The organism is Mucilaginibacter sp., from assembly GCF_965277465.1.
Lineage (GTDB): Bacteria > Bacteroidota > Bacteroidia > Sphingobacteriales > Sphingobacteriaceae > Mucilaginibacter.
Genome location: NZ_CBDICW010000002.1, coordinates 1,838,713 through 1,859,230 on the forward strand (window position 1 = coordinate 1,838,713; position 20,518 = coordinate 1,859,230).

Annotated in this window: 16 protein-coding genes; 9 read left to right on the plus strand and 7 right to left on the minus strand. The window is 40.0% G+C overall.

From position 1 onward, the window contains the following. Window positions 1–16 precede the first annotated feature (16 nt). The 5 genes from ACQY4U_RS20350 to ACQY4U_RS20370 all read left to right on the plus strand — a co-directional run bounded on the left by ACQY4U_RS20350 (window position 17) and on the right by ACQY4U_RS20370 (window position 7,692). The gene (locus ACQY4U_RS20350; protein ID WP_428331299.1) at window positions 17–1,342 is read left to right on the plus strand and encodes a TolC family protein; all 1,326 of its coding nucleotides are present in this window, start codon (window positions 17–19) and stop codon (window positions 1,340–1,342) included. 181 nt (window positions 1,343–1,523) lie between these two features. Continuing rightward, window positions 1,524–2,117 (plus strand): outer membrane beta-barrel protein, encoded by a 594-nt coding sequence (locus ACQY4U_RS20355; protein WP_428331300.1) that lies wholly within the window; start codon window positions 1,524–1,526, stop codon window positions 2,115–2,117. A 210-nt stretch (window positions 2,118–2,327) separates the two neighbouring features. Next, window positions 2,328–4,115, plus strand: coding sequence for a glycoside hydrolase family 9 protein (locus ACQY4U_RS20360; protein ID WP_428331301.1), 1,788 nt, complete (start codon window positions 2,328–2,330; stop codon window positions 4,113–4,115). A gap of 44 nt (window positions 4,116–4,159) precedes the next feature. Continuing rightward, window positions 4,160–6,439, plus strand: coding sequence for a glycoside hydrolase family 3 N-terminal domain-containing protein (locus tag ACQY4U_RS20365; protein ID WP_428331302.1), 2,280 nt, complete (start codon window positions 4,160–4,162; stop codon window positions 6,437–6,439). Between the two features lie 200 nt (window positions 6,440–6,639). Continuing rightward, a complete protein-coding gene (locus ACQY4U_RS20370) occupies window positions 6,640–7,692 on the plus strand; it encodes a glycoside hydrolase family 53 protein (protein ID WP_428331303.1) in 1,053 nt (350 codons plus the stop codon). Between the two features lie 9 nt (window positions 7,693–7,701). On the opposite strand, the gene ACQY4U_RS20375 is transcribed toward ACQY4U_RS20370, so the two are convergent. The 5 genes from ACQY4U_RS20375 to ACQY4U_RS20395 all read right to left on the minus strand — a co-directional run bounded on the left by ACQY4U_RS20375 (window position 7,702) and on the right by ACQY4U_RS20395 (window position 12,599). Then, window positions 7,702–8,757, minus strand: a complete 1,056-nt coding sequence (locus ACQY4U_RS20375) for a DUF3667 domain-containing protein (protein WP_428331304.1) — start codon at window positions 8,755–8,757, stop codon at window positions 7,702–7,704. A 6-nt stretch (window positions 8,758–8,763) separates the two neighbouring features. Next, complete coding sequence (locus ACQY4U_RS20380; protein WP_428331305.1) at window positions 8,764–10,044, minus strand: NupC/NupG family nucleoside CNT transporter; 1,281 nt, start codon at window positions 10,042–10,044, stop codon at window positions 8,764–8,766. A gap of 168 nt (window positions 10,045–10,212) precedes the next feature. Further along, window positions 10,213–10,812, minus strand: coding sequence for a bifunctional nuclease domain-containing protein (locus ACQY4U_RS20385; RefSeq protein ID WP_428331306.1), 600 nt, complete (start codon window positions 10,810–10,812; stop codon window positions 10,213–10,215). A gap of 29 nt (window positions 10,813–10,841) precedes the next feature. Then, window positions 10,842–11,819 (minus strand): electron transfer flavoprotein subunit alpha/FixB family protein, encoded by a 978-nt coding sequence (locus ACQY4U_RS20390; RefSeq protein WP_428331307.1) that lies wholly within the window; start codon window positions 11,817–11,819, stop codon window positions 10,842–10,844. A 42-nt stretch (window positions 11,820–11,861) separates the two neighbouring features. Then, window positions 11,862–12,599 (minus strand): electron transfer flavoprotein subunit beta/FixA family protein, encoded by a 738-nt coding sequence (locus ACQY4U_RS20395; protein WP_428331308.1) that lies wholly within the window; start codon window positions 12,597–12,599, stop codon window positions 11,862–11,864. Between the two features lie 45 nt (window positions 12,600–12,644). Between ACQY4U_RS20395 and ACQY4U_RS20400 the strand changes: the two genes are divergently transcribed. Next, window positions 12,645–12,986 (plus strand): tetratricopeptide repeat protein, encoded by a 342-nt coding sequence (locus ACQY4U_RS20400; protein ID WP_428331309.1) that lies wholly within the window; start codon window positions 12,645–12,647, stop codon window positions 12,984–12,986. 84 nt (window positions 12,987–13,070) lie between these two features. After that, window positions 13,071–14,270: a chromate efflux transporter gene (gene chrA, locus ACQY4U_RS20405; RefSeq protein ID WP_428331310.1), complete on the plus strand. Its 1,200-nt coding sequence runs from the start codon at window positions 13,071–13,073 to the stop codon at window positions 14,268–14,270. A gap of 9 nt (window positions 14,271–14,279) precedes the next feature. Here the strand turns inward: chrA and dnaB are convergent, their stop codons facing one another. Beyond that, window positions 14,280–15,845: a replicative DNA helicase gene (dnaB, locus tag ACQY4U_RS20410; RefSeq protein WP_428331311.1), complete on the minus strand. Its 1,566-nt coding sequence runs from the start codon at window positions 15,843–15,845 to the stop codon at window positions 14,280–14,282. Between the two features lie 282 nt (window positions 15,846–16,127). Between dnaB and rlmB the strand changes: the two genes are divergently transcribed. Next, complete coding sequence (gene rlmB, locus ACQY4U_RS20415; RefSeq protein WP_428331312.1) at window positions 16,128–16,889, plus strand: 23S rRNA (guanosine(2251)-2'-O)-methyltransferase RlmB; 762 nt, start codon at window positions 16,128–16,130, stop codon at window positions 16,887–16,889. A 62-nt stretch (window positions 16,890–16,951) separates the two neighbouring features. Here the strand turns inward: rlmB and ACQY4U_RS20420 are convergent, their stop codons facing one another. Continuing rightward, window positions 16,952–18,037 (minus strand): mannose-1-phosphate guanylyltransferase, encoded by a 1,086-nt coding sequence (locus ACQY4U_RS20420; RefSeq protein WP_428331313.1) that lies wholly within the window; start codon window positions 18,035–18,037, stop codon window positions 16,952–16,954. A 242-nt stretch (window positions 18,038–18,279) separates the two neighbouring features. Between ACQY4U_RS20420 and recQ the strand changes: the two genes are divergently transcribed. Beyond that, window positions 18,280–20,472 (plus strand): DNA helicase RecQ, encoded by a 2,193-nt coding sequence (gene recQ / locus ACQY4U_RS20425; RefSeq protein ID WP_428331763.1) that lies wholly within the window; start codon window positions 18,280–18,282, stop codon window positions 20,470–20,472. The last annotated feature ends 46 nt before the right edge of the window (window positions 20,473–20,518 follow it).

Consider the following 20,518-nt stretch of genomic DNA (forward strand, 5'->3'; position numbering starts at 1 on the left):
GATAAATATCATAATCATGTTTTTTAAAAAAATACCCTTATTACTTTTACTTCTTTCAATAGCCGGTATTTCTAAAGCCCAGCAGCTTCAGGATAGTGTTTTAACATTACAGCAATGTGTTGATATAGCCATTAAAAATAACCTTACCGTTAAGTTGAGTGAAACCCAGGTAGAACGCGACCGTATAGCCTGGAAACAAACCCGAGAAAACCTTTTACCAACCCTAAATGGTAATGCATCACAAACATTAAGTAATGGCCGCAGCCAGGATCCTACAACGTATAACTATGTAAACCAGCAAATTAATATTGGCCAGTACAGCCTTAACAGCAGTGTTATTTTATTTAACGGTTTAAGTATGGTGAATAGCATCAAGCAAAATTCCTTAGCTTACCAGGCTGGTAAAATGGATTTCCAACAGGTTAAGGATTTAACTACACTAAATATAATTTCGTTGTATTTACAAGTTCTGAGCAGTGAAGACCAGCTTACACAGGCAAACTTCCAGTTTAATGGTTCTAAAATTAACTTAGACCGCGAAACCATTTTAAATAATGCCGGCTCAGTAGCCCCGGCAGACTATTATAATATTAAAGGAACCCATTCAAGTGATGCATTAACCGTTATAAATGCTAAAAATGCGGTGATAACTGCCAAATTAAATTTGTTAGAGGCCATGAACGTTCCCTTTAAAAAGGATGTTCAATTGGTTAGGCTAACTGCAGACCAGGTTCCGGTAAAGTATGATCAAAGCCCGAATCAGATTTATGCGACAGCCTTAAGTGATTTAGCTTTGGTAAAAGCAGCCGATCTGCGTGTTAAATCGGCTCAAAGCCAGGTAAAAGCTGCGAGGGGAAGATTGTATCCAACCCTATCATTAGGCGGCTCAATAGGTACTAATTACTCAAGTACAGCATCTGCAAATTTTTCAAATCAGTTCAGAAACAACTACAATTACGGGCCTACTTTAAATTTACAGATCCCCATTTTAAATTATTTTCAAAACAGGAATAATATAGCCATTGCAAAAATTAACCTGGAGGATGCTCAAAATACCAATACCAATACACAGGTACAGCTTAAGCAGCAGATAGAGCAGGCACATGCCAATATGTTAACCTCGTACGAGCGTTATGCAGTGTTATTAGATCAGATAACCGCATACCAGGAAGCATTTAATGCACAGGAGATTAAATTTAACAGTGGGGTGATTACTGCAGATATTTTTGTGATAGCCAAAAATAACCTGGATGCTGCAAACGTTAGCCTTATTAATGCAAGGTATGATTATCTTATCCGTACTAAAATATTGGATTATTACCAGGGAAAGCTAAATTTCTAAATTTTTGATAACCCTTTCAGTGTAACTTAAAATAGGTATATTTATCTTATAATCAATTATATATCCGGTCAATATTAATTTTTTAATATTGACCGGATATTGCTGCATATAGCGCACAATTTTTTATCTGTGCTTTATGTTGATTATTAATGCTGCATCATACATCTATAGCTATTATATCATGAAAAAACTGATTATAACATTAACAATTATTGCAGCAGCAAGTAGTTTTGCAGCAGCCCAGGCTTTACCATCTTTTCAATTTGGGATAAAGGGAGGGTTAAATCTATCTGGCCTTGATTATTCAGGATCTACCTTTAATAGCAGCAACCGTGCTGGTTATTTAGGAGGCTTTTGGGCAAGATTTGGCGCGTTGGGTTTTAACTTTCAGCCCGAAATTTATGCCACCTCAAAAAATGTCCAGATCTCTGATGGTAACAGTGAAGTTAAAGCGAAATTTACCAGTATTGATGTACCGCTTTTGTTTGGTGGTAAAGTTGGTGCATTTGGTTTGGGCGGTCGTTTTTATACAGGCCCTGTAGTTTCATTCGCTATAAATAAAGATCAAAGCTTTAGCGGAGCCGTAAACAATGCAACATCATTGAACTATAAAGATCAAAACTTTGCCTGGCAGTTTGGCGGTGGCATTGATATACAAAGGATTTCTATTGACTTACGGTACGAAGCCGGTTTAACCAAGCAAACCTACGGTAATTCGCATACCCGGGTAGGCTTGTTTAATTTGAGCCTTGCATACACTCTGTTCAAAATTTAAAACTTATTCGTAACATTTTAAAGGGTTCGCTCATATATGGGCGAACCCTTTTTTGTTTAATGTATTTTAAGCCCTATTATTATTTATATATAATTTGCCTGTTTAGTATCACTTTTTAATATAAAGTATGTCAATTTAGTATTATACTTATTGTATTACTTACACATATCTTTATCAACCAATTATCCACTTTAAAACTGATAAATACTCATGACCAATAAGTATTCAAATCCATGCCTTATCTGTGTATGTATGCTTGGCGTATTGTTATTGTTTATTACACAAAAATCTATTGGCCAGGATACTGCAAGGTTGATCCGGCTAAATCAGATCGGGTTTTATCCGGATGCCCCTAAAACAGGGATCATATTAAAAAGCAGTGGTAATAAATTCTATATCCAAACTACAGCTAAAAAAACGGTGTTTACCGGGGTGTTAAAAGCATCGGTAAAGCCTGATTTTGCAGGTAATACACTTCAAATAGCAAATTTTACTGCTTTCCATACTTCCGGTACTTATGTTTTATATATACCAGGTTCTGGATATTCTTATCCGTTTCAAATTAAAAATGCCGTACATAAAGAAGTAGCAGCGGGCATCATTAAGGCTTATTATTACATGCGCGCTTCTATACCTCTTCAGGAAAAGTATGCGGGCAAATGGAATAGGGCCGAAGGGCATCCGGATACCAGCGTGTTGGTGCATGCATCAGCAGCTACTGATAAACGCCCAACTGGCACAGTTATTTCGGCCCCGCGCGGATGGTATGATGCAGGCGACTATAACAAATATATTGTTAACAGCGGCATAAGCACCAGCACTTTATTGTCGTTATATGAAGATTTTCCGGAACACATGCAATCGGTTAATTTGAATATTCCGGAAAGCGGCAACCATATTCCGGATGTATTGAACGAGGCATTATGGAATTTGCGCTGGATGCTCACCATGCAGGATCCAAACGACGGCGGGGTTTATCATAAACTTACCAATGCCGCATTTGATAAAATGGAAATGCCTGATAAAGGTACGGCCCCCCGTTATGTGGTGCAGAAAGGAACCGCAGCTACGCTTGATTTTGCAGCCGTGATGGCGCAGGCCAGTCGGATATTCAGAAAATTCCCTCAACAAGTTCCCGGTTTGGCTGATTCCTGTTTAAATCAGGCTAAAAAAGCATGGGATTGGGCTGTTAAAAACCCGGATATAGCTTATCAGCAGGATGAAATGAACAAAAAGTTTGATCCTAAAATAACAACTGGCGCGTATGGCGATAATACTTTTACTGATGAATTTATTTGGGCAGCATCAGAGCTTTTTGTAACCACTCAACAATCAGAATATTTAAAACAGGTTAATTTATTGCCTGATAATAATATGCCCATCCCAACCTGGGGACAAGTTAGGTTATTGGGCTATTATTCATTGATTAAAAACTGTGATCCGGCCAAAGGTAATTCACCAAAAGAACTACCGGAACTTAAAAAACGCCTGATCGCTTTAGCTGATGATATGATTAACGGTGCTGATGAAACAGCATATCAAACCGTAATGACCAAGTCTGCCCATCATTTTGGCTGGGGAAGCAACTCAGAAGCAGCAAATGAAGGTGTTATGCTCATTCAGGCCTATAAGCTATCCGGCAATAATAAATACCTTAAGTATTCATTGGCAAACCTCGACTATATTTTAGGCAGAAATGCTACGGGTTATTCCTATATAACCGGGTACGGAAGTAAAACGCCTATGCACCCGCACCATCGCCCATCAGTTGCCGATGGTATTGTTGACCCTATACCGGGTTTATTGGCTGGCGGCCCCAATCCGGGCATGCAGGATCATATCAAAGTACCTTCAATTGTGCCCGATGCAGCATATATTGATGACGACAGGGCTTATGCCGTAAACGAGATTGCAATTAACTGGAACGCCCCGGCGGCTTATTTAGCAATTGCGATAGAAGCGCTTCAAAATCAGTTAAATACATCAAATAAAAATTAATAAATTTATAGTCCAATTAAGGCCTTGAACCAAACCGACAAATCATGAAAAGAATTTTTACTTTAGTAAATTTCATTTTATTAAACGCGCTGCTTTGTGCCGCACAACCTAAAAAGCCACAACCGGCAGGCACCGAACTTGATAAAAAAGTTGACGCGCTGATAGCCAAAATGACCCTCGAAGAAAAAATAGGGCAAATGACCGAAGTAACATCTGATGTGGTATCAACGACCAAAAATGGCGTACATCAAATTGATGCTGATAAGATAAAAGAAGCCATTTTAAAATACCATGTGGGCTCCATACTAAACGTAAGCGGCCAGGCTTATGATCGTAAGCATTGGTACGAAGTAATTTCAACCATACAGCAGGAAGCGGCCCAGGATCGTTTAAAAATTCCGGTTATTTATGGTATTGATGCTATACATGGCGTAACTTATACAACAGGCAGTACGCTTTTTCCGCAGGAAATTGCAATGGCAGCTACATTTAATAAAGAGATAGCTTTTAAGGCAGGACAGATTACCGCTTATGAAACACGTGCAAGTTATATCCCATGGAATTATTCGCCGGTTTTAGATTTAGGTAAATCACCATTATGGCCACGGATCTACGAAACTTTTGGTGAGGATCCTTTCCTGATCAAAACAATGGGTGCCTCAATTATTAAAGGTTACCAGGGTAATGATGTAGGCGATAAATACCATGTTGCCGCTTGTATGAAACACTATTTAGGTTATGGCGACCCACTAAGCGGAAAAGACCGTACCCCAGCCTGGATCCCTGACCGTTACATGCGCGAATACTTTTTACCACCTTTTGAAGAAGCTGTTAAAGCAGGTGCCAGAACGCTGATGATCAACTCGGGCGAGATCAATGGCGTACCCATCCATGCAAGTAAATATATGCTTACGGATGTATTACGCGGCGAACTGCATTTTGATGGTATTGCCGTTAGCGATTGGAAAGATATTGAATACCTGCACGAACGCCACCATGTTGCCGCCACCGAAAAAGACGCGGTAATGATAGCTGTAAATGCCGGGGTTGATATGAGCATGGTTCCGTATGAATATAGTTTTTATAACTACTTAGTTGAATTGGTACACGAGGGTAAAGTACCTATAAGCCGTATCAATGAGGCTGTTCACCGTATCCTGAAAGTAAAATACCAGTTAGGTTTGTTTGAGCGCCCGGTTGGTAATCCTGATGATTATCCAAAATTTGGATCTGAAGAGTTTCGCCAGGTAAGTGTAACGGCAGCTACAGAGGCAATTACACTACTAAAAAACAATAATCATATCCTTCCGCTTAAAAAAGATCTGAAAGTATTTGTTACAGGCCCAACAGCCAATACTATGCGTGCCTTGGATGGTGGATGGAGTTATACCTGGCAGGGCGACCAGTCGGATGTTTTTGCAGCCAGCAAAAACACCATTTTAGAAGCTATTCAGCAAAAAATAGGAAAAGATAATGTAAGCTACGAACCAGGAGCCGCATTTGATAGTCTTAAAAACATCAGTGAAACCATTAAAGCTGCAAAAAAAGCAGATGTGATTGTGCTTTGCTTAGGCGAACTTTCGTATACTGAGAACGTAGGCAATATTGATGACCTGAGCTTACCTGCTGCACAAACCGAACTGGCAATGGAATTAGCTAAAACAGGCAAGCCAGTTATTTTGGTTTTAGCCGAAGGCCGCCCACGCATTGTTACCCAGGCCGAAAGCCAGTCGGCAGCTACCGTGATGGCTTATCTATCAGGTAACGAAGGGGGAGATGCATTAGCCAGCATTTTATTTGGTGATGTAAATCCATCAGGTAAATTACCGGTTACTTACCCGCGTTATACCAATGCTTTGGTTAATTATTACCGTAAAAATCTTGAAAATGGTAACCCTGATGATAAACATGGTTATAATCCGCTTTATGAATTTGGTTATGGCTTAAGCTATACAAGCTTTAGCTATAGTAACCTGCATATCAGTAAACCTGATTTGAAGGCTAATGAATCATTAACCATCACTGTTGATGTAAAGAACACAGGCCAGCGTGAAGGGAAGGAATCGGTTTTACTTTACATAAGCCAGCTTTATGCAAGTATAGCACCCGATACCAAACGTTTAAGGGGTTATGACAAAATAGACCTGCAACCCGGCGAAACAAAAACAGTCACTTTTAAAATAACGCCAAGGGATATTACCTTTGTGAATGACATAAGCAAAACGGTTACAGAGGCCGGGGAGTTTAAGATCCAGCTTGGCGATCAGACACAAAGCTTTAATTATCTATCAAACGAAATCCCGTCAAGAACCGGTAAATTATAATCATCAGCGTATATAAACAGCTGTAAAACAGCCTGCATTTTAGTTTAATGCAGGCTGTTTTTATTTATAAACTTTCTGTTAGCAGGAGTAGGTTTAATCTTCAAAATAATAAATGTTAAATAAACATTTTATTTTTCAAGCCTGAATTTTATATTTGTCAAAGCCTTTGGCGACACCAATTTATAAGCTAAAATTCCTGTATGAAAAAAGTATTAAGTGTATACTGCATTGCATCACTGTTTTTGATTTTATCATGTTCAAACAAAGGGAGTACACCTACGCCCGCACCTGTGCAAACGTCAACTTACACTGCGCCGGTAGTAGCAGCTACTTTTGCTAAGGGAGCTGATATTAGCTGGGTAACACAAATGGAATCGTCGGGGGTAAAGTTTTATGATAAAACAGGTACGCAGCAGGATCTTTTTGCCTTGATGAAAAGCCTTGGTTTTAATTCTATCAGGTTACGTGCATGGGTAAACCCAACAGACGGCTGGTGCAATACTGCTGATTTGGTGGCAAAAGCTATCAGAGCTAAAAATGCAGGTATGAAGATCATGATCGATTTTCATTACAGCGACGTTTGGGCTGATCCCGGCCACCAAACAAAACCCGCAGCATGGGCATCAATGGATATAAACGCTTTAACTACTACCTTGGGCACTTATACAGTGAACGTAATGAATACCTTAAAAACCAATGGCATTACCCCTGATTGGGTACAGGTAGGTAATGAAACCAACGACGGTATGCTATGGGAAGATGGCCGCGCTTCAAAAAGCATGGCCAATTTTGCAGCACTCATTAAAAGTGGTTATGCCGCAGTTAAATCAGTAAGCAGCACTACAAAAGTAATTGTACATATTTCAAATGGTTTTGATAATACACTGTTTCGCTGGATGTTTGATGGTTTAAAGGCTAATGGTGCTCAATGGGATATTATAGGTATGTCGCTTTATCCGTCAACAACAAACTGGTCAACCTTAAATGCACAATGCCTTACCAATATAAATGATATGGTTTCTCGTTACTCAACCCCGGTAATGATAGTTGAGGTTGGTTTAGATGCCACGGCAGCAAGCACCTCCAGAGATTTTTTGACAGACATTATCACCAAAGTAAATTCAGTTGCTAATGGCAATGGTCTGGGTGTATTTTACTGGGAACCTGAGGCTTATAACTGGCAAGGTTATGGCTTAGATGCGTTTGACAATACTGGCAAACCAACTATAGCGCTTGATGCTTTTGGTAAGTAATATTATAATTTAAGCAGCAAGCAGCCCTGTAATTAAAAGCACAGTGCTTACACAAAATATAAATACTATAAAGTACATTATTGACATTCCTATCATCTTGGAAATGGTTCTTAAGCTGCTGCGGTGATAAACCTGTTTTAGTGAGCGGAATATATACCAGATGATGTATATAAAAGCACCAAAATTTATCCAGTCGCTGATAACCCATGCCGCGGGGATTATCAACTCAAGCAGCATAATCATTGCCAAAAATATAAACAGAAAGCAATGCAGGTGAAAGGTGTAGATAAGGTGCTCTACATAGAATTTTTTATTGTTTGAAAATGTTACCTTAAGTATCAAAGCAAACAGTGGCAGCATCAGGAACATCATTTTGGGGATGTTATGTTTAAACTCATCAAAAAATACTTCTTTTGATCTGTCGCCATATTTTTGCCTGTAGCTAATTATCTTTTTACGAGCCTGCATCTTAAAAAAGCCATCGCGTTGATTAGCCGGTAATTGTTGCTGTTCTTTTAAGTATTGGCTATAGCTGGTATCTTTTTTACTGAACAAGCCGGTTTTGCTGGTACTGCTATCAGCATCTTCTGTAACTGCTACTAAACCACCACCGTATTGGGTTACTTTTTTTTGTATCTGTTTCTTTTCAACAGCGCTTAAGTCTGGGTCCTGGGCTATCTGTTTATTTAAGGAGTCAATTACCAGGCCCTTAATCCCGGGTTTAACTGCAACAGGTACAGTTTTTACCTTTTCGTGCCCGCTTTGAAAAAGCAGTACAAAATATACAAGGCTTATAAAAATGTACATCTTTACCGGGTGCAGGTATTGTGCCCGCTTACCGGCCATATACTCATTGGTAAGGTATCCCGGTTTAATGAGCAGGGGTTTAAGCGTATGAAAAAACTGGTGATCGAAATGAAAATAATCGCTGATGGCATGGTTCATCATGTGCCCGAAGCTTTCTTTTATCTCCAGGTTTTCCTGCCCGCAATTATGGCAGAACTTACCATCTAAGGTAGTTCCGCAATTAAGGCAATTGTTTTCACTACGATAATGTTTCTTCATCAGGAATTACATTAATATGCCGGCAATAGTGGCTGATAAATAGGAGGCAAGTGTACCGCAAATTAATGCCTTTACACCTAATTTTGACAGATCAGTACGTCTTTCGGGAGCAAGCTCACCTATACCGCCAACTTGTATGGCAATGGAGCTAAAGTTAGCAAAACCACAAAGCGCAAAACTGGTGATCACCAATGTTTTTGGAGCCATAGTGCCTTTTACCTTTATCAGGTCAAGATAAGCCACAAATTCGTTCAATACCATTTTGGTACCCATTAATGAACCTGCGGTTTGAATATCCTTGTGAGGCACCCCCATAGCCCATGCAAAAATGGCGAATAACGAACCCAATATCTGTTTTAGACTGAGTGTCTTCAGATCGATATTGATAAAATCCAGGCTCATGTGCAGGTTAGTTGACAGGAATAAACCGGTTTTGCCCAACACATAATCTAACAAACCTATTATAGCTATAAAGCCAATAAGCATGGCTATAACGTTTAAACCTATTTTTAAACCATCACTTGCACCGTGAGATATGGCACCAACTAAATTAGCATCTGCCTTTTTTACCTCAAGCGATACTTTTCCTTTAGTTTCGGATATTTCTGTTTCGGGCCATACAATTTTTGAGATAACCAAGGCTCCGGGGGCGGCCATTATACTTGCCGCTAATAAATATTCAGCAGGTACACCTAAGGCAATATAGGTTGCCATAACACCGCCAGCTATGCAGGCCATACTACCCGTCATCGAGGCTAAAAGCTCAGACATGGTCATCGCTTTAAGGTAAGGTTTTATCATGATCTGTGCTTCAACCTGGCCAACAAATGCACTGCCTACGTTTGAAACGGCTTCGGCACCGCTAACCCCCATTAGTTTGTACACAATCCATGCAAATACTTTGACTATGCGCTGCATAATGCCTAAGTGATACAATATACTGATGAGCACCGCCACAAAAATAATGGTAGGTATCACCCTGAAAAAGAAAATGAAACTATACTGTGAACCTAATACCCGGGTTAGCTGGGCATCCTTATTAGCTACAATACCGAAAACAAACTCGGCACCCTGATCAGAAAAGGAAAGGATTTTTTTTACCCCTGTCGCCAAAAAACCAAAAATATCTTTACCAATGGTGGTTTTTAAAATAAACAGCGCTAATAATAACTGTATCCCTAAACCTGATAATACTACGCGGTAGTTAATAGCCTTGCGGTTATTTGACATTGCAAATGCGATTCCGAAAATTAATGCAATACCTATTAAACCGGTATATCTTTCCATATAAGCGTGATCAGTTAATTTTGAGGGTTAAATTATTAAAAAGATTTGATATAAGTTACCGGCTTTTGAACCGGAGGACAGAAAATTATAAAATTGCATAACAAAACAATGCTTTATGCTTAATAAAAATAAAGCATTATGATTATACAATTATTAATAATGATAAGATCAGGAAGCTTTACGGCGGTTAAGTTCATCGCGAATTTTGGCAGCCTTTTCGTATGATTCTTCGGCCAAGGCCTCCTGGAGTTTGGTTTTTAACTCATCGGTGCTTAAAGTAGCGAAGCCCCCTGTTGCCGCGGCGGTAGTTTTTTCTTCAGGGGTTTCGTTTATATTTTCTAAATAAACAAAATCATTGCCTTCAATTACAATACCCGCGGTTGATAGTATAAACTCATAAGTAAAAATAGGGCAGTCAAATCTTACAGCAACGGCAATAGCATCACTGGTACGGGCATCTATCTCCACCACTTTTTTACCATCCGAGCAAATTAGCTTTGAGTAAAAAATACCGTCAACCAGGTTATAAATTATAATTTCCTGTACGGTAATATGGTATGCCTGGCCAAAACTTTTAAAAAGATCATGGGTAAGCGGCCTGCTAGGGGTCATTTTTTCAATCTCGATAGCTATTGCTTGTGCTTCAAAACTACCAATAATGATAGGTAATCTTCTGCGGCCGCTAACTTCGCCCAAAACCAAGGCATACGCACCAGACTGCGTTTGGCTATATGACAAGCCAACAATATCCAGTTTTATTTTTTTCATATCATTACCCATCACAACGCATGCTTTTTTTATACCGAAGCTTTATACTCCTTAACAGCCGAAATTAATTTTGGTATTACCTCAAACGCATCACCAACAATACCATAGTCTGCCACTTTAAAAAATGGAGCTTCGGGATCTTTGTTAATAACCACAATTACCTTTGATGAACTGATGCCAGCAAGGTGCTGAATTGCGCCCGAAATTCCTATTGCAATATACAAATTTGGACTGACAGCTATGCCGGTTTGTCCAACATGTTCGCTATGCGGGCGCCAACCTGCATCTGATACCGGTTTTGAGCAGGCTAAAGCAGCACCCAATAAATCTGCAAGTTCCTCAACCATAGCCCAGTTCTCAGGGCCTTTAAGGCCACGGCCGCCCGAAACAACAATATCCGCATCAGGTAAAGAAACTTTATCAGTTGAGCGTACAATGTCTTTTATCATCGCTTTAAAGTCTGATTCTTTAGCCTCTGCCGCAAAATCTTCAACAATTGCTGCCGAACCTGTTTCAACTAACTTGTACGAATTGGGTATTAGCGATATAACTTTATTAGCCGATGTTAGCTCAACTATAGCAAATGCCTTACCCGAAAATGCGGTTTTTTTAACCGTGAATTTACCACCGCTTTGATCTGGCAGTGAAACGGCACCATCGGCTACGCCGGCTTGCAGCTTAACGCCAATACGGGGCGCTAAACCACGGCCCGAAAACGAATTGGATAATACAACAATATCCGCACTTTCTTTTTTAGCTGCTTCGGCAATTACCGAGGCATAGGCCTGGTTAATAAAATTCTTTAATTTCTCGCCGGAAACATTTAAAACTTTTACGGCACCATATTTACCAAGGCTGGTTAACTCATCTGCACTAACGTTACCAATTGAAATGGCAACGAGGCTGGTATTATTTTGATCGGCAACGGCACGGGCATAAGAAACCGCCTCAAAGGTTGATTTCTTGAATTTGCCATCTACATTTTCCGTATATACTAAAACTGACATATTAAAATACTAAGATCATCGATATAGTTAAAAATCCGGTGGTTATATAACCCTTGCTTCTTCGTGCAATAAAGCTACTAACTTAGCCGGATCATCCGCAGCAACTAATTTTACCTGTCCGCGCGGTGCAGGCGTTTCATAGCTGAGTATTTCTGAAAATGTTTTTACTTCAACCGGCTCAATAACGGTTAATGGCTTGGTACGTGCAGACATAATGCCCCGCATATTTGGAATTTTAGGTTCTGCAACGCCTTCGGCAGTTCCGGCTACAATGGGTAGGGGAATGCTCAATATTTCTTTACCACCTTCAATTTCGCGCTCAACGGTTACTTTACTACCTTCAATATCTAATTTTTTGATGATGGATACCGAAGGCAGATCTAAAAGCTCGCCCAGCATAGCTCCAACTTTTGAGCCGTTATAGTCGATAGACTCACGGCCGGTTAAAATCAGATCAAATGAATTTGCTTTGGCATATTGTGCAATTTGATAAGCTACAAACCAGGCGTCGTGCGGTTTAGCATTGATCCTTACCGCATCAGTTGCACCAATGGCAAGTGCCTTGCGGATGGTTGGTTCGGTATTAACTTCGCCAACGTTTATTACCGTTACTGATCCCTTACCACCATCAGTTAGCTCAATAGCACGGGCTAATGCAATTTCATCATAAGGGTTTAATATAAATTGAACCCCGTTGGTATTAAATTGGGTGTTGTTATCAGTAAAAGTTATTTTTGTCGTTGTATCGGGAACATTGCTTATACAAACCAGTACATTCATAAAAATAGATTTGTGCAAATTTAGTTAAAAAAGAGAGAGTTTAAAATGCAGATAAGCAGATTAGAGAAGCTATTGGAATTTATTCAGAATGAACCTGAAGATCCGTTTTTAAAGTATGCACTTGCAACGGAGTATCTGCGTATCAATCAGCCCGATAAGGCCCTTGAATATTATGAAGACCTGGTAAACAACCACCGTAATTACACAGGCACTTATTACCATTTAGGTAAATTATACGAAGCATTGGGCCGCAAGCAGGATGCAATTACCACTTATGAAACCGGAATGATAGTTACCCGCGAACAACGTGATAACCATGCATTTTCAGAATTACAGGGCGTTTATAACCAGCTTACCGGGCTTTATGATGATGACGACGATGATTAAAAATCAAGTAGTTAATAAATGATTGCTCATTTGTATTAATAAACAAGCACTGAATAAGCGAACGGGATTGAATAACTATACTAAATGAACAAACGCCAGCTGATTTTTTTACGGGATGTAGTTTTTTACACCTTTACTGCATTTGGCGGTCCTCAGGCTCATATAGCTGTTTTGCTGCGCGAATTTGTTGAGAAACGTGGCTATATTACCGAAGAAGAATTAATGGAGCTGAACGCTTTATCGCAGGTGTTGCCGGGCCCATCATCAACCCAAACCCTTGTTGGTATTGCCTGGAAAGTTGGTGGGTTGTACCTTGCGCTGGTTACATTTTTTATTTGGATACTGCCTTCAGCAACCATTATGTGCATGGCTGCCATCAGTTATAAAATGTTTGCTGATAAAGCCAAATTTACCGAGATTTTAAGATTTGTACAGCCAATTGCGGTTGGCATTGTAGCTTATGCAACTTATACTTTTGCGCATAAATTTTTAAAAACGCAGGTAAGTACCATGCTGGCAATAGGGGCGCTGATTGCAACGCTGATATTGCAAAATGCCTATGCATTCCCGCTGCTGGTTTTATTAGGTGGTATTATTTCATCAGCGCTGGAAACACAGCCGCATGAAAATGAATTAAGGGTAAAGCTATTTTCAAACGTTAACCCTAAAAAAGTTACTTATTTTATTGGTATCCTGCTGCTTTTTGCCGCTATGGGTGCATTGGTAAATCAAACCTCGCCATTCAGTTTGCCCATTCGCTTGTTCGAAAACTTTTACCGTAACGGCATCCTGATTTTTGGCGGCGGGCAGGTATTGGTGCCATTGATGTATACAGAGTTTGTTGAGGCAAAACATTACTTAACCAATTCTGAATTTCTTTCAGGATATGCCCTGCAACAAGCTTTGCCCGGGCCAACATTTTCATTTACTTCCTTTTTGGGTGGCATTACTATGGGCAATAAGGGTGGGGGAATAACCGGGCAGATAATAGGCAGTGCCGTGGCTGTTATAGGTATCAATGCTCCCGGCTTGATCCTTATTTTATTTATAGTTCCCTTTTGGAACGATCTGAAAAAAATTGCCCGTATAAAAAACTCACTGAGCGGCATAAATGCTGTAGCCGTAGGTTTTATGGCAACAGCGCTTATTCTTTTAGTAAGGCCGTTTGGCTTAAACTGGATGGCTTACCTCATCATGGCCGGTGCATTTTTGCTGCTGCGTTTCACCAAAATAAAAACCCCAATGATTATTATCATCGGGATTGCATTGGGTTTAATATTTTAATGTTTATTATTAAAACGGCGGCTGTTCATCTTCCATATCGTCCATACGTGACGGTCTGATGATGAAGTTACTTGGCTTATCAAAATCATTTGAAGGTGTTAAGCCCGAGAAAGCATTTGCAGGTGCAAATGAGCCGTCCATGCCCTGGTCAATATCAGTGAATTTAACAAACTTGCCAACAAATTTAAGCCTAACCCGTCCAGTTTCGCCATTACGGTGTTTGGCTATAATTACTTCACCAACGCCGGCAGTTGGCAGGTTATCCTCATCAACATCCAAACCATAATATTCAGGGCGATATAAGAACAATACCATATCCGCATCCTGCTCAATAGAACCAGACTCACGCAAATCCGAAAGCATTGGCCTTTTTGAACCACCCGGGCGGCTTTCAACCGCACGGCTTAACTGCGATAGCGCAATTACCGGTACATTAAGCTCCTTGGCTACAGATTTTAAGGCCCTTGAAATACTACCAATTTCCTGCTCACGGTTACCGCCACCCTTGGCATCTGCCGATTTTCCATGCATCAGCTGTAAGTAGTCAATGATGATCAGCTGAATATCGTGCTGTGATTTTAAACGGCGGCATTTGGCCCTGAACTCAAAAATGTTAAGCGCAGGCGTATCATCAATAATTAACGGTGCCTGCTCAAGCCTGCCAATTTTTGAGTGGATCTGTGCCCATTCCCATTCTTCCAGGTTACCCTTACGGATCTTTTCCTGCTCAATTTCTGTTTCTCCGGATATTAGACGGTTAACCAACTGAACAGATGACATTTCGAGCGAGAATACAATAACCGGTTTGTTAAAATCAACTGCGGCGTTGCGTGCGCAGGTTAATACAAACGCGGTTTTACCCATTGCCGGGCGGGCAGCTATAATAACCAGGTCGGATTTTTGCCAGCCTGATGTCATCCGGTCAAGATCGGTAAAGCCTGATGGAACACCGGTTAAACCGTCTTTTTTATCTTTCAGTGCCTCAATATCCTTTAATGCTTCGTGCATCAGGTCATCCATCTTGCGCGAATCGCGGCGAAGGTTGTTCTGTGCAATTTCAAAAAGGTTTTTTTCGGCCTTATCTAAAAGGTCTAACACATCCGAGGTATCTTCATAAGCACTCTGGATCACTTCTGTCGAGATCCTGATCAGCTCACGCTGAATAAACTTCTGGATAATGATCCTGGAGTGGTATTCAATATTTGCTGCTGATGCAACACGGTTGGTAAGCTCGGTAATGTAATAAGCACCGCCTATCATTTCCAGCTCACCTTGCTGGCGTAACTGGGCGGTTACGGTTAAAATATCAACCGGGGATGATTTTTCAAACAGGAGCCTGATGGCATGGAATATTTTTTGGTGACTGTCTTTATAAAATACTTCACCCTTTAAAATATCAATAACTGATGATAGGGCATCTTTCTCCAACATCAGTGCACCTAAAACAGCTTCTTCCAGGTCAATGGCCTGTGGAGGAAGTTTCCCCAACCCGGTAAATGGAGCAGGGGTACTGATTCTGCTCTTGCGGTCGCTGGTATTTGGCTTACTGTATTGGTTATCGTTCTCAAAAATCATACGGAACAAAAATATATTAAAAATCTGCGGATGTACCCATCGTTAACATCTTTTATTTTAATCAGACAAATGTCCAAATTCATAAAAAAAATAACGATTGATATTAACACACGAATGTTGAAAACTAAAATTTTCAGCTGTAAAAAGGCCTTTCAGCAGCCTTGTTAATAAAATGATTTTGCTAATTTCTCTGAAAGTTTTTAATTACAAAACAGCATTATCCTACTCCCGTGCAAAGTTAATTAATATGGCTATTTTTGCAGCCTTAATTTAATATTAATAATGTCTTATAACAACAGGGAAAGTCGCGAAAGTAACCAGGTAGTTTTTGGTACACGTGCAGTTATTGAAGCCATACGTGCAGGCAAGGAGATCGAATCGTTATACATCCAGAGGGGTATCAGCGGCGATCTGATCAATGAGCTTAGGGCATTATTGGTTGAATATAACATTACTGCCCAGCAGGTTCCGGTTGAAAAGCTGAACCGTATCACCATGAAGAACCACCAGGGTGTGGTTGCTTTTATTTCGCCAATTATTTATCAAAAGATAGAAGATATAATCCCGCAGATATTTGAAAAGGGCGAAGTGCCTTTAATATTGGTTTTAGATTCAATTACTGATGTGCGCAATATGGGCGCTATTGCCCGTACGGCTGAATGCAGCGGGGTACATGCAATAGTAGTACCCGCTAAGGGATCGGCACAAATTAATCCGGATGCTATCAAAACATCAGCAGGAGCTTTGTATAAGATCCCGGTTTGCAGGCATGATAACTTTATGCAAACGGTTAAGTTTTTGCAGGAATCGGGTTTACAATTGGTTTGCTGTACCGAAAAAACAACCGAATATATTTACAAGCCTGATTACACCGCACCAACTGCAATTATAATGGGATCGGAAGAGGATGGAGTGCGTAACGAAATCATCAGGATCTCGGATCACCTGGCAAAAATACCGATGTACGGGGAAATCGAATCACTGAACGTTTCTGTAGCTACGGGTATTATTTTATATGAAGCTATTCGCCAGCGATTGGTATAATAAAAAAAGCCGGTGATTAATAACTGGAATTAAATCCTGCTATTAATCACCGGTTTTAATTACTAAATATATTTTGTTCCAAATTGCTGCTTAACGTCAGCAACTACTTTCTTAACGTTCTGTTCCTGGTCGCGCGGACAGATCAACAGTGTATTGTTTGATTCCACAACGATATAATCATGCAGGCCCTGTAATATAACTAACTTATCTTCAGGTACATTTACCATACAGTTAGAGGAATCGTACATGATCACTTTGTCTGACGGGATAACAGCATTACCCACATAATCCTTATCGGCCAGATCATAAATGGATGCCCAGGTACCTAAGTCAGACCAGCCAAATTCCGAAGGTAAAACATATACGTTATCGGCTTTTTCCATAATCCCATAATCGATAGAGATGTTTATGCATTGTAAATATGTTTTATGGATAAGAGCTTTTTCTTCGGCTGTATTGTAAACTGATCTTGCGTCAGCAAATATTTCGTGCATATCAGGTAAATGCTTGTTAAAGGCATTCACAATTGATTTGGCCGACCATATAAAAATACCCGCGTTCCATAAAAAATCGCCACTTTGTATAAAGGTTTTTGCAATCTCAAGTGTTGGTTTTTCGGTAAAGGTTTTTACTTTAAAAAAGTCGCCATTAAGGTTTTGCTCGGTATATTGAATATAGCCGTACCCGGTATCAGGGCGCGATGGTTTTATACCCAGGGTAATCAGGCAATCGTTGCCCGATGCCGCTTCTAATGATTTTTCAATAGCGCTGATAAAAGCTGCTTCATCTAATATCAGGTGATCTGATGGCGCTACAACAATTGCAGCGTTGGGGTCAAGGTTCTCAATTTTAAATGATCCATATGCAACGCAGGGGGCCGTATTGCGCATAACCGGTTCGGTCAGGATCTGGTTATCCGTCATATCCGGCAATTGTTTTTTTACCAGATCAGTATAAATTTCATTTGTAACCACATAAATATTTTCCTTAGGGCATATTTTAAGAAAGCGGTCGTAAGTGTTTTGTATCAGTGTTTTACCCGTGCCAAGTATATCAATGAATTGTTTTGGGTGTGAAGTTCGGCTGATAGGCCAAAAACGGCTGCCAATACCGCCTGCCATAATGATGGCATAGTAGTTTTTATTCATGTGTATTTAAACAATTTTAATTTGGTAAATGTGTGGTAAAGTTGAACAATAATTTGTAATTTATATATTAAATAAAACTAAATAAAAGCCTTGTTCAAATACCGCAAGTTAAACGGCTTAAATAAACAAATTGTTTTTGAAGGAATAATCATTTTTGTATAAAATTTTAAAGTAAATCCATCGTTTATTGAGAAAAATTTGTTACTTTAAACTTTTAATAGAATCAAGGATACGTTATAATGATAGAAACAAAGAAGTCGCTTTTTGATAATCTCCAGAACTTTTTCGGGTTCGATAATTTTAAGGGAGAGCAGGAATCGATTATTACTAATATACTTGCAGGCAATGACACTTTTGTGATTATGCCCACCGGTGGTGGTAAATCCATGTGTTACCAGTTGCCTGCTTTGATGAGTGAGGGGACGGCGATAGTAATTTCTCCATTGATCGCGTTGATGAAGAACCAGGTTGATCAGTTAAGGGCTTTTGGAGGATCAGACAGTATAGCTCATTTTTTAAATTCATCGCTTACAAAATCAGATATTGCAAGGGTTAAGGAGGATGTGTTAGCAGGTAAAACCAAACTGCTATATGTAGCTCCTGAATCACTTACCAAACAGGAAAATATTGACTTTTTACGTTTAAACCATGTTTCGTTCGTGGCGGTGGACGAGGCTCATTGTATTTCAGAATGGGGACATGATTTTCGCCCGGAATATCGCAAGATAAGGCAAGTTATCAGCAACATTGGGGATAATATTCCCATTATTGCTTTAACCGCAACGGCAACGCCAAAAGTGCAGCAGGATATTCAGAAAAACCTGCAGATGAACAATGCCACCATATACAAATCATCGTTTAACCGATCAAACCTTTTTTACGAAGTACGCGCCAAGCGCAATGTGATTAAGGAGATTGTTAAGTTTGTTAAACAGAACCAGGGCAAATCAGGCATTATCTATTGCCTGAGCCGTAAAAAGGTTGAGGAGGTTGCAGAAGCACTAAACCTTAACGGTGTTAAAGCCCTGCCTTATCATGCTGGTTTAGACCCTAAGGTACGCGCCGATACACAGGACAAATTCCTGATGGAAGATGTGGATGTAATTGTTGCAACCATTGCATTTGGGATGGGTATTGATAAACCCGATGTGAGGTATGTAATACACCACGATGTGCCTAAAAGCATGGAGGGATATTACCAGGAAACCGGGCGTTCCGGTCGTGACGGCGGAGAAGGAGTATGTGTTGCCTTTTATTCTGAGAAGGACATCGACAAGCTTCAAAAATTCATGAAGGATAAACCGGTAGCTGAGCGCGAAATTGGCACACAGATACTGAAAGAAGTTATTGACTACGCAGAATCATCTGTTTGCAGGCGCAAGCAACTGCTTCATTACTTTGGCGAAAACTTTAATGAGGCCGGCTGTAATAACATGTGTGATAATTGCTGCGCATCAAAAGATCATTTTGATGGTGAGCTGCATTTGCATAAAACACTGAGCCTGATCAAACAGATTGGTGAAAAATTTGACGATCATTATATTATCAGCATCCTGATGGGTGAAGATAATGCCCAGATAAAAAGCTATGAGCATGATCTGCTTGATTATTTTGGATCGGGTAAAGAAGATGGCCGCAATTTGTGGAACTCCTTATTACGCCAGGCCCTGCTGAATAATTTTTTAGCTAAGGATATTGATCATTATGGGTTGCTGCATTTAACCAAAGCCGGTAACGACTTTATTGAGAACCCGTACAGCATCCGTTTTGTACTGAACAGGCCAATTGAGGTTGCTGATGATGATGACTCTGAAGATGGCCCTAAACAAGGCGGAGGGGCGCTGGATACTGCATTGTTGCAGATGCTTAAGGACCTGCGTAAAAAGCTGGCCAAGCAAAAGGGATTACCACCGTTTGTGATATTCCAGGATCCTTCATTAGAGGAGATGTGTACGCATTACCCGGTATCGACAGAGGAACTTAAACAGATTTCGGGCGTAGGGGCCGGTAAAGCGCTTAAATTTGGTAAGCCGTTTACTGATCTGATCCAGAAATATGTAGAGGATAATGATATCGACCGCCCTATTGATATGGTGATCAAGAGTGCTGCCAATAAATCAGCACTTAAGGTATTTATTATTCAAAATATAGACAGGCACTTAAACCTGGATGATATTGCGGCTTCAAAAGGCTTATCCTACGAAGAGATTTTGAAAGAGGTTGAAACTATTGTTAACTCAGGTACAAAGCTTAACCTTAACTATTATATTGACGAAATTATTGATGAAGACAAGCAGGAAGAGATATTTGATTATTTCCGTACTGCCGAGGTTGATTCAATAGATGATGCGCTGGCTGAATTAGGAAGCGATGATTTCACTATGGAAGAAATTCAGCTGGTTCGCATAAAGTTCCTTTCAGAAATGGGGAACTAAGGCTAAGCAAATCTTAACATAATACTATAAAATGAAAGCCCTTGAA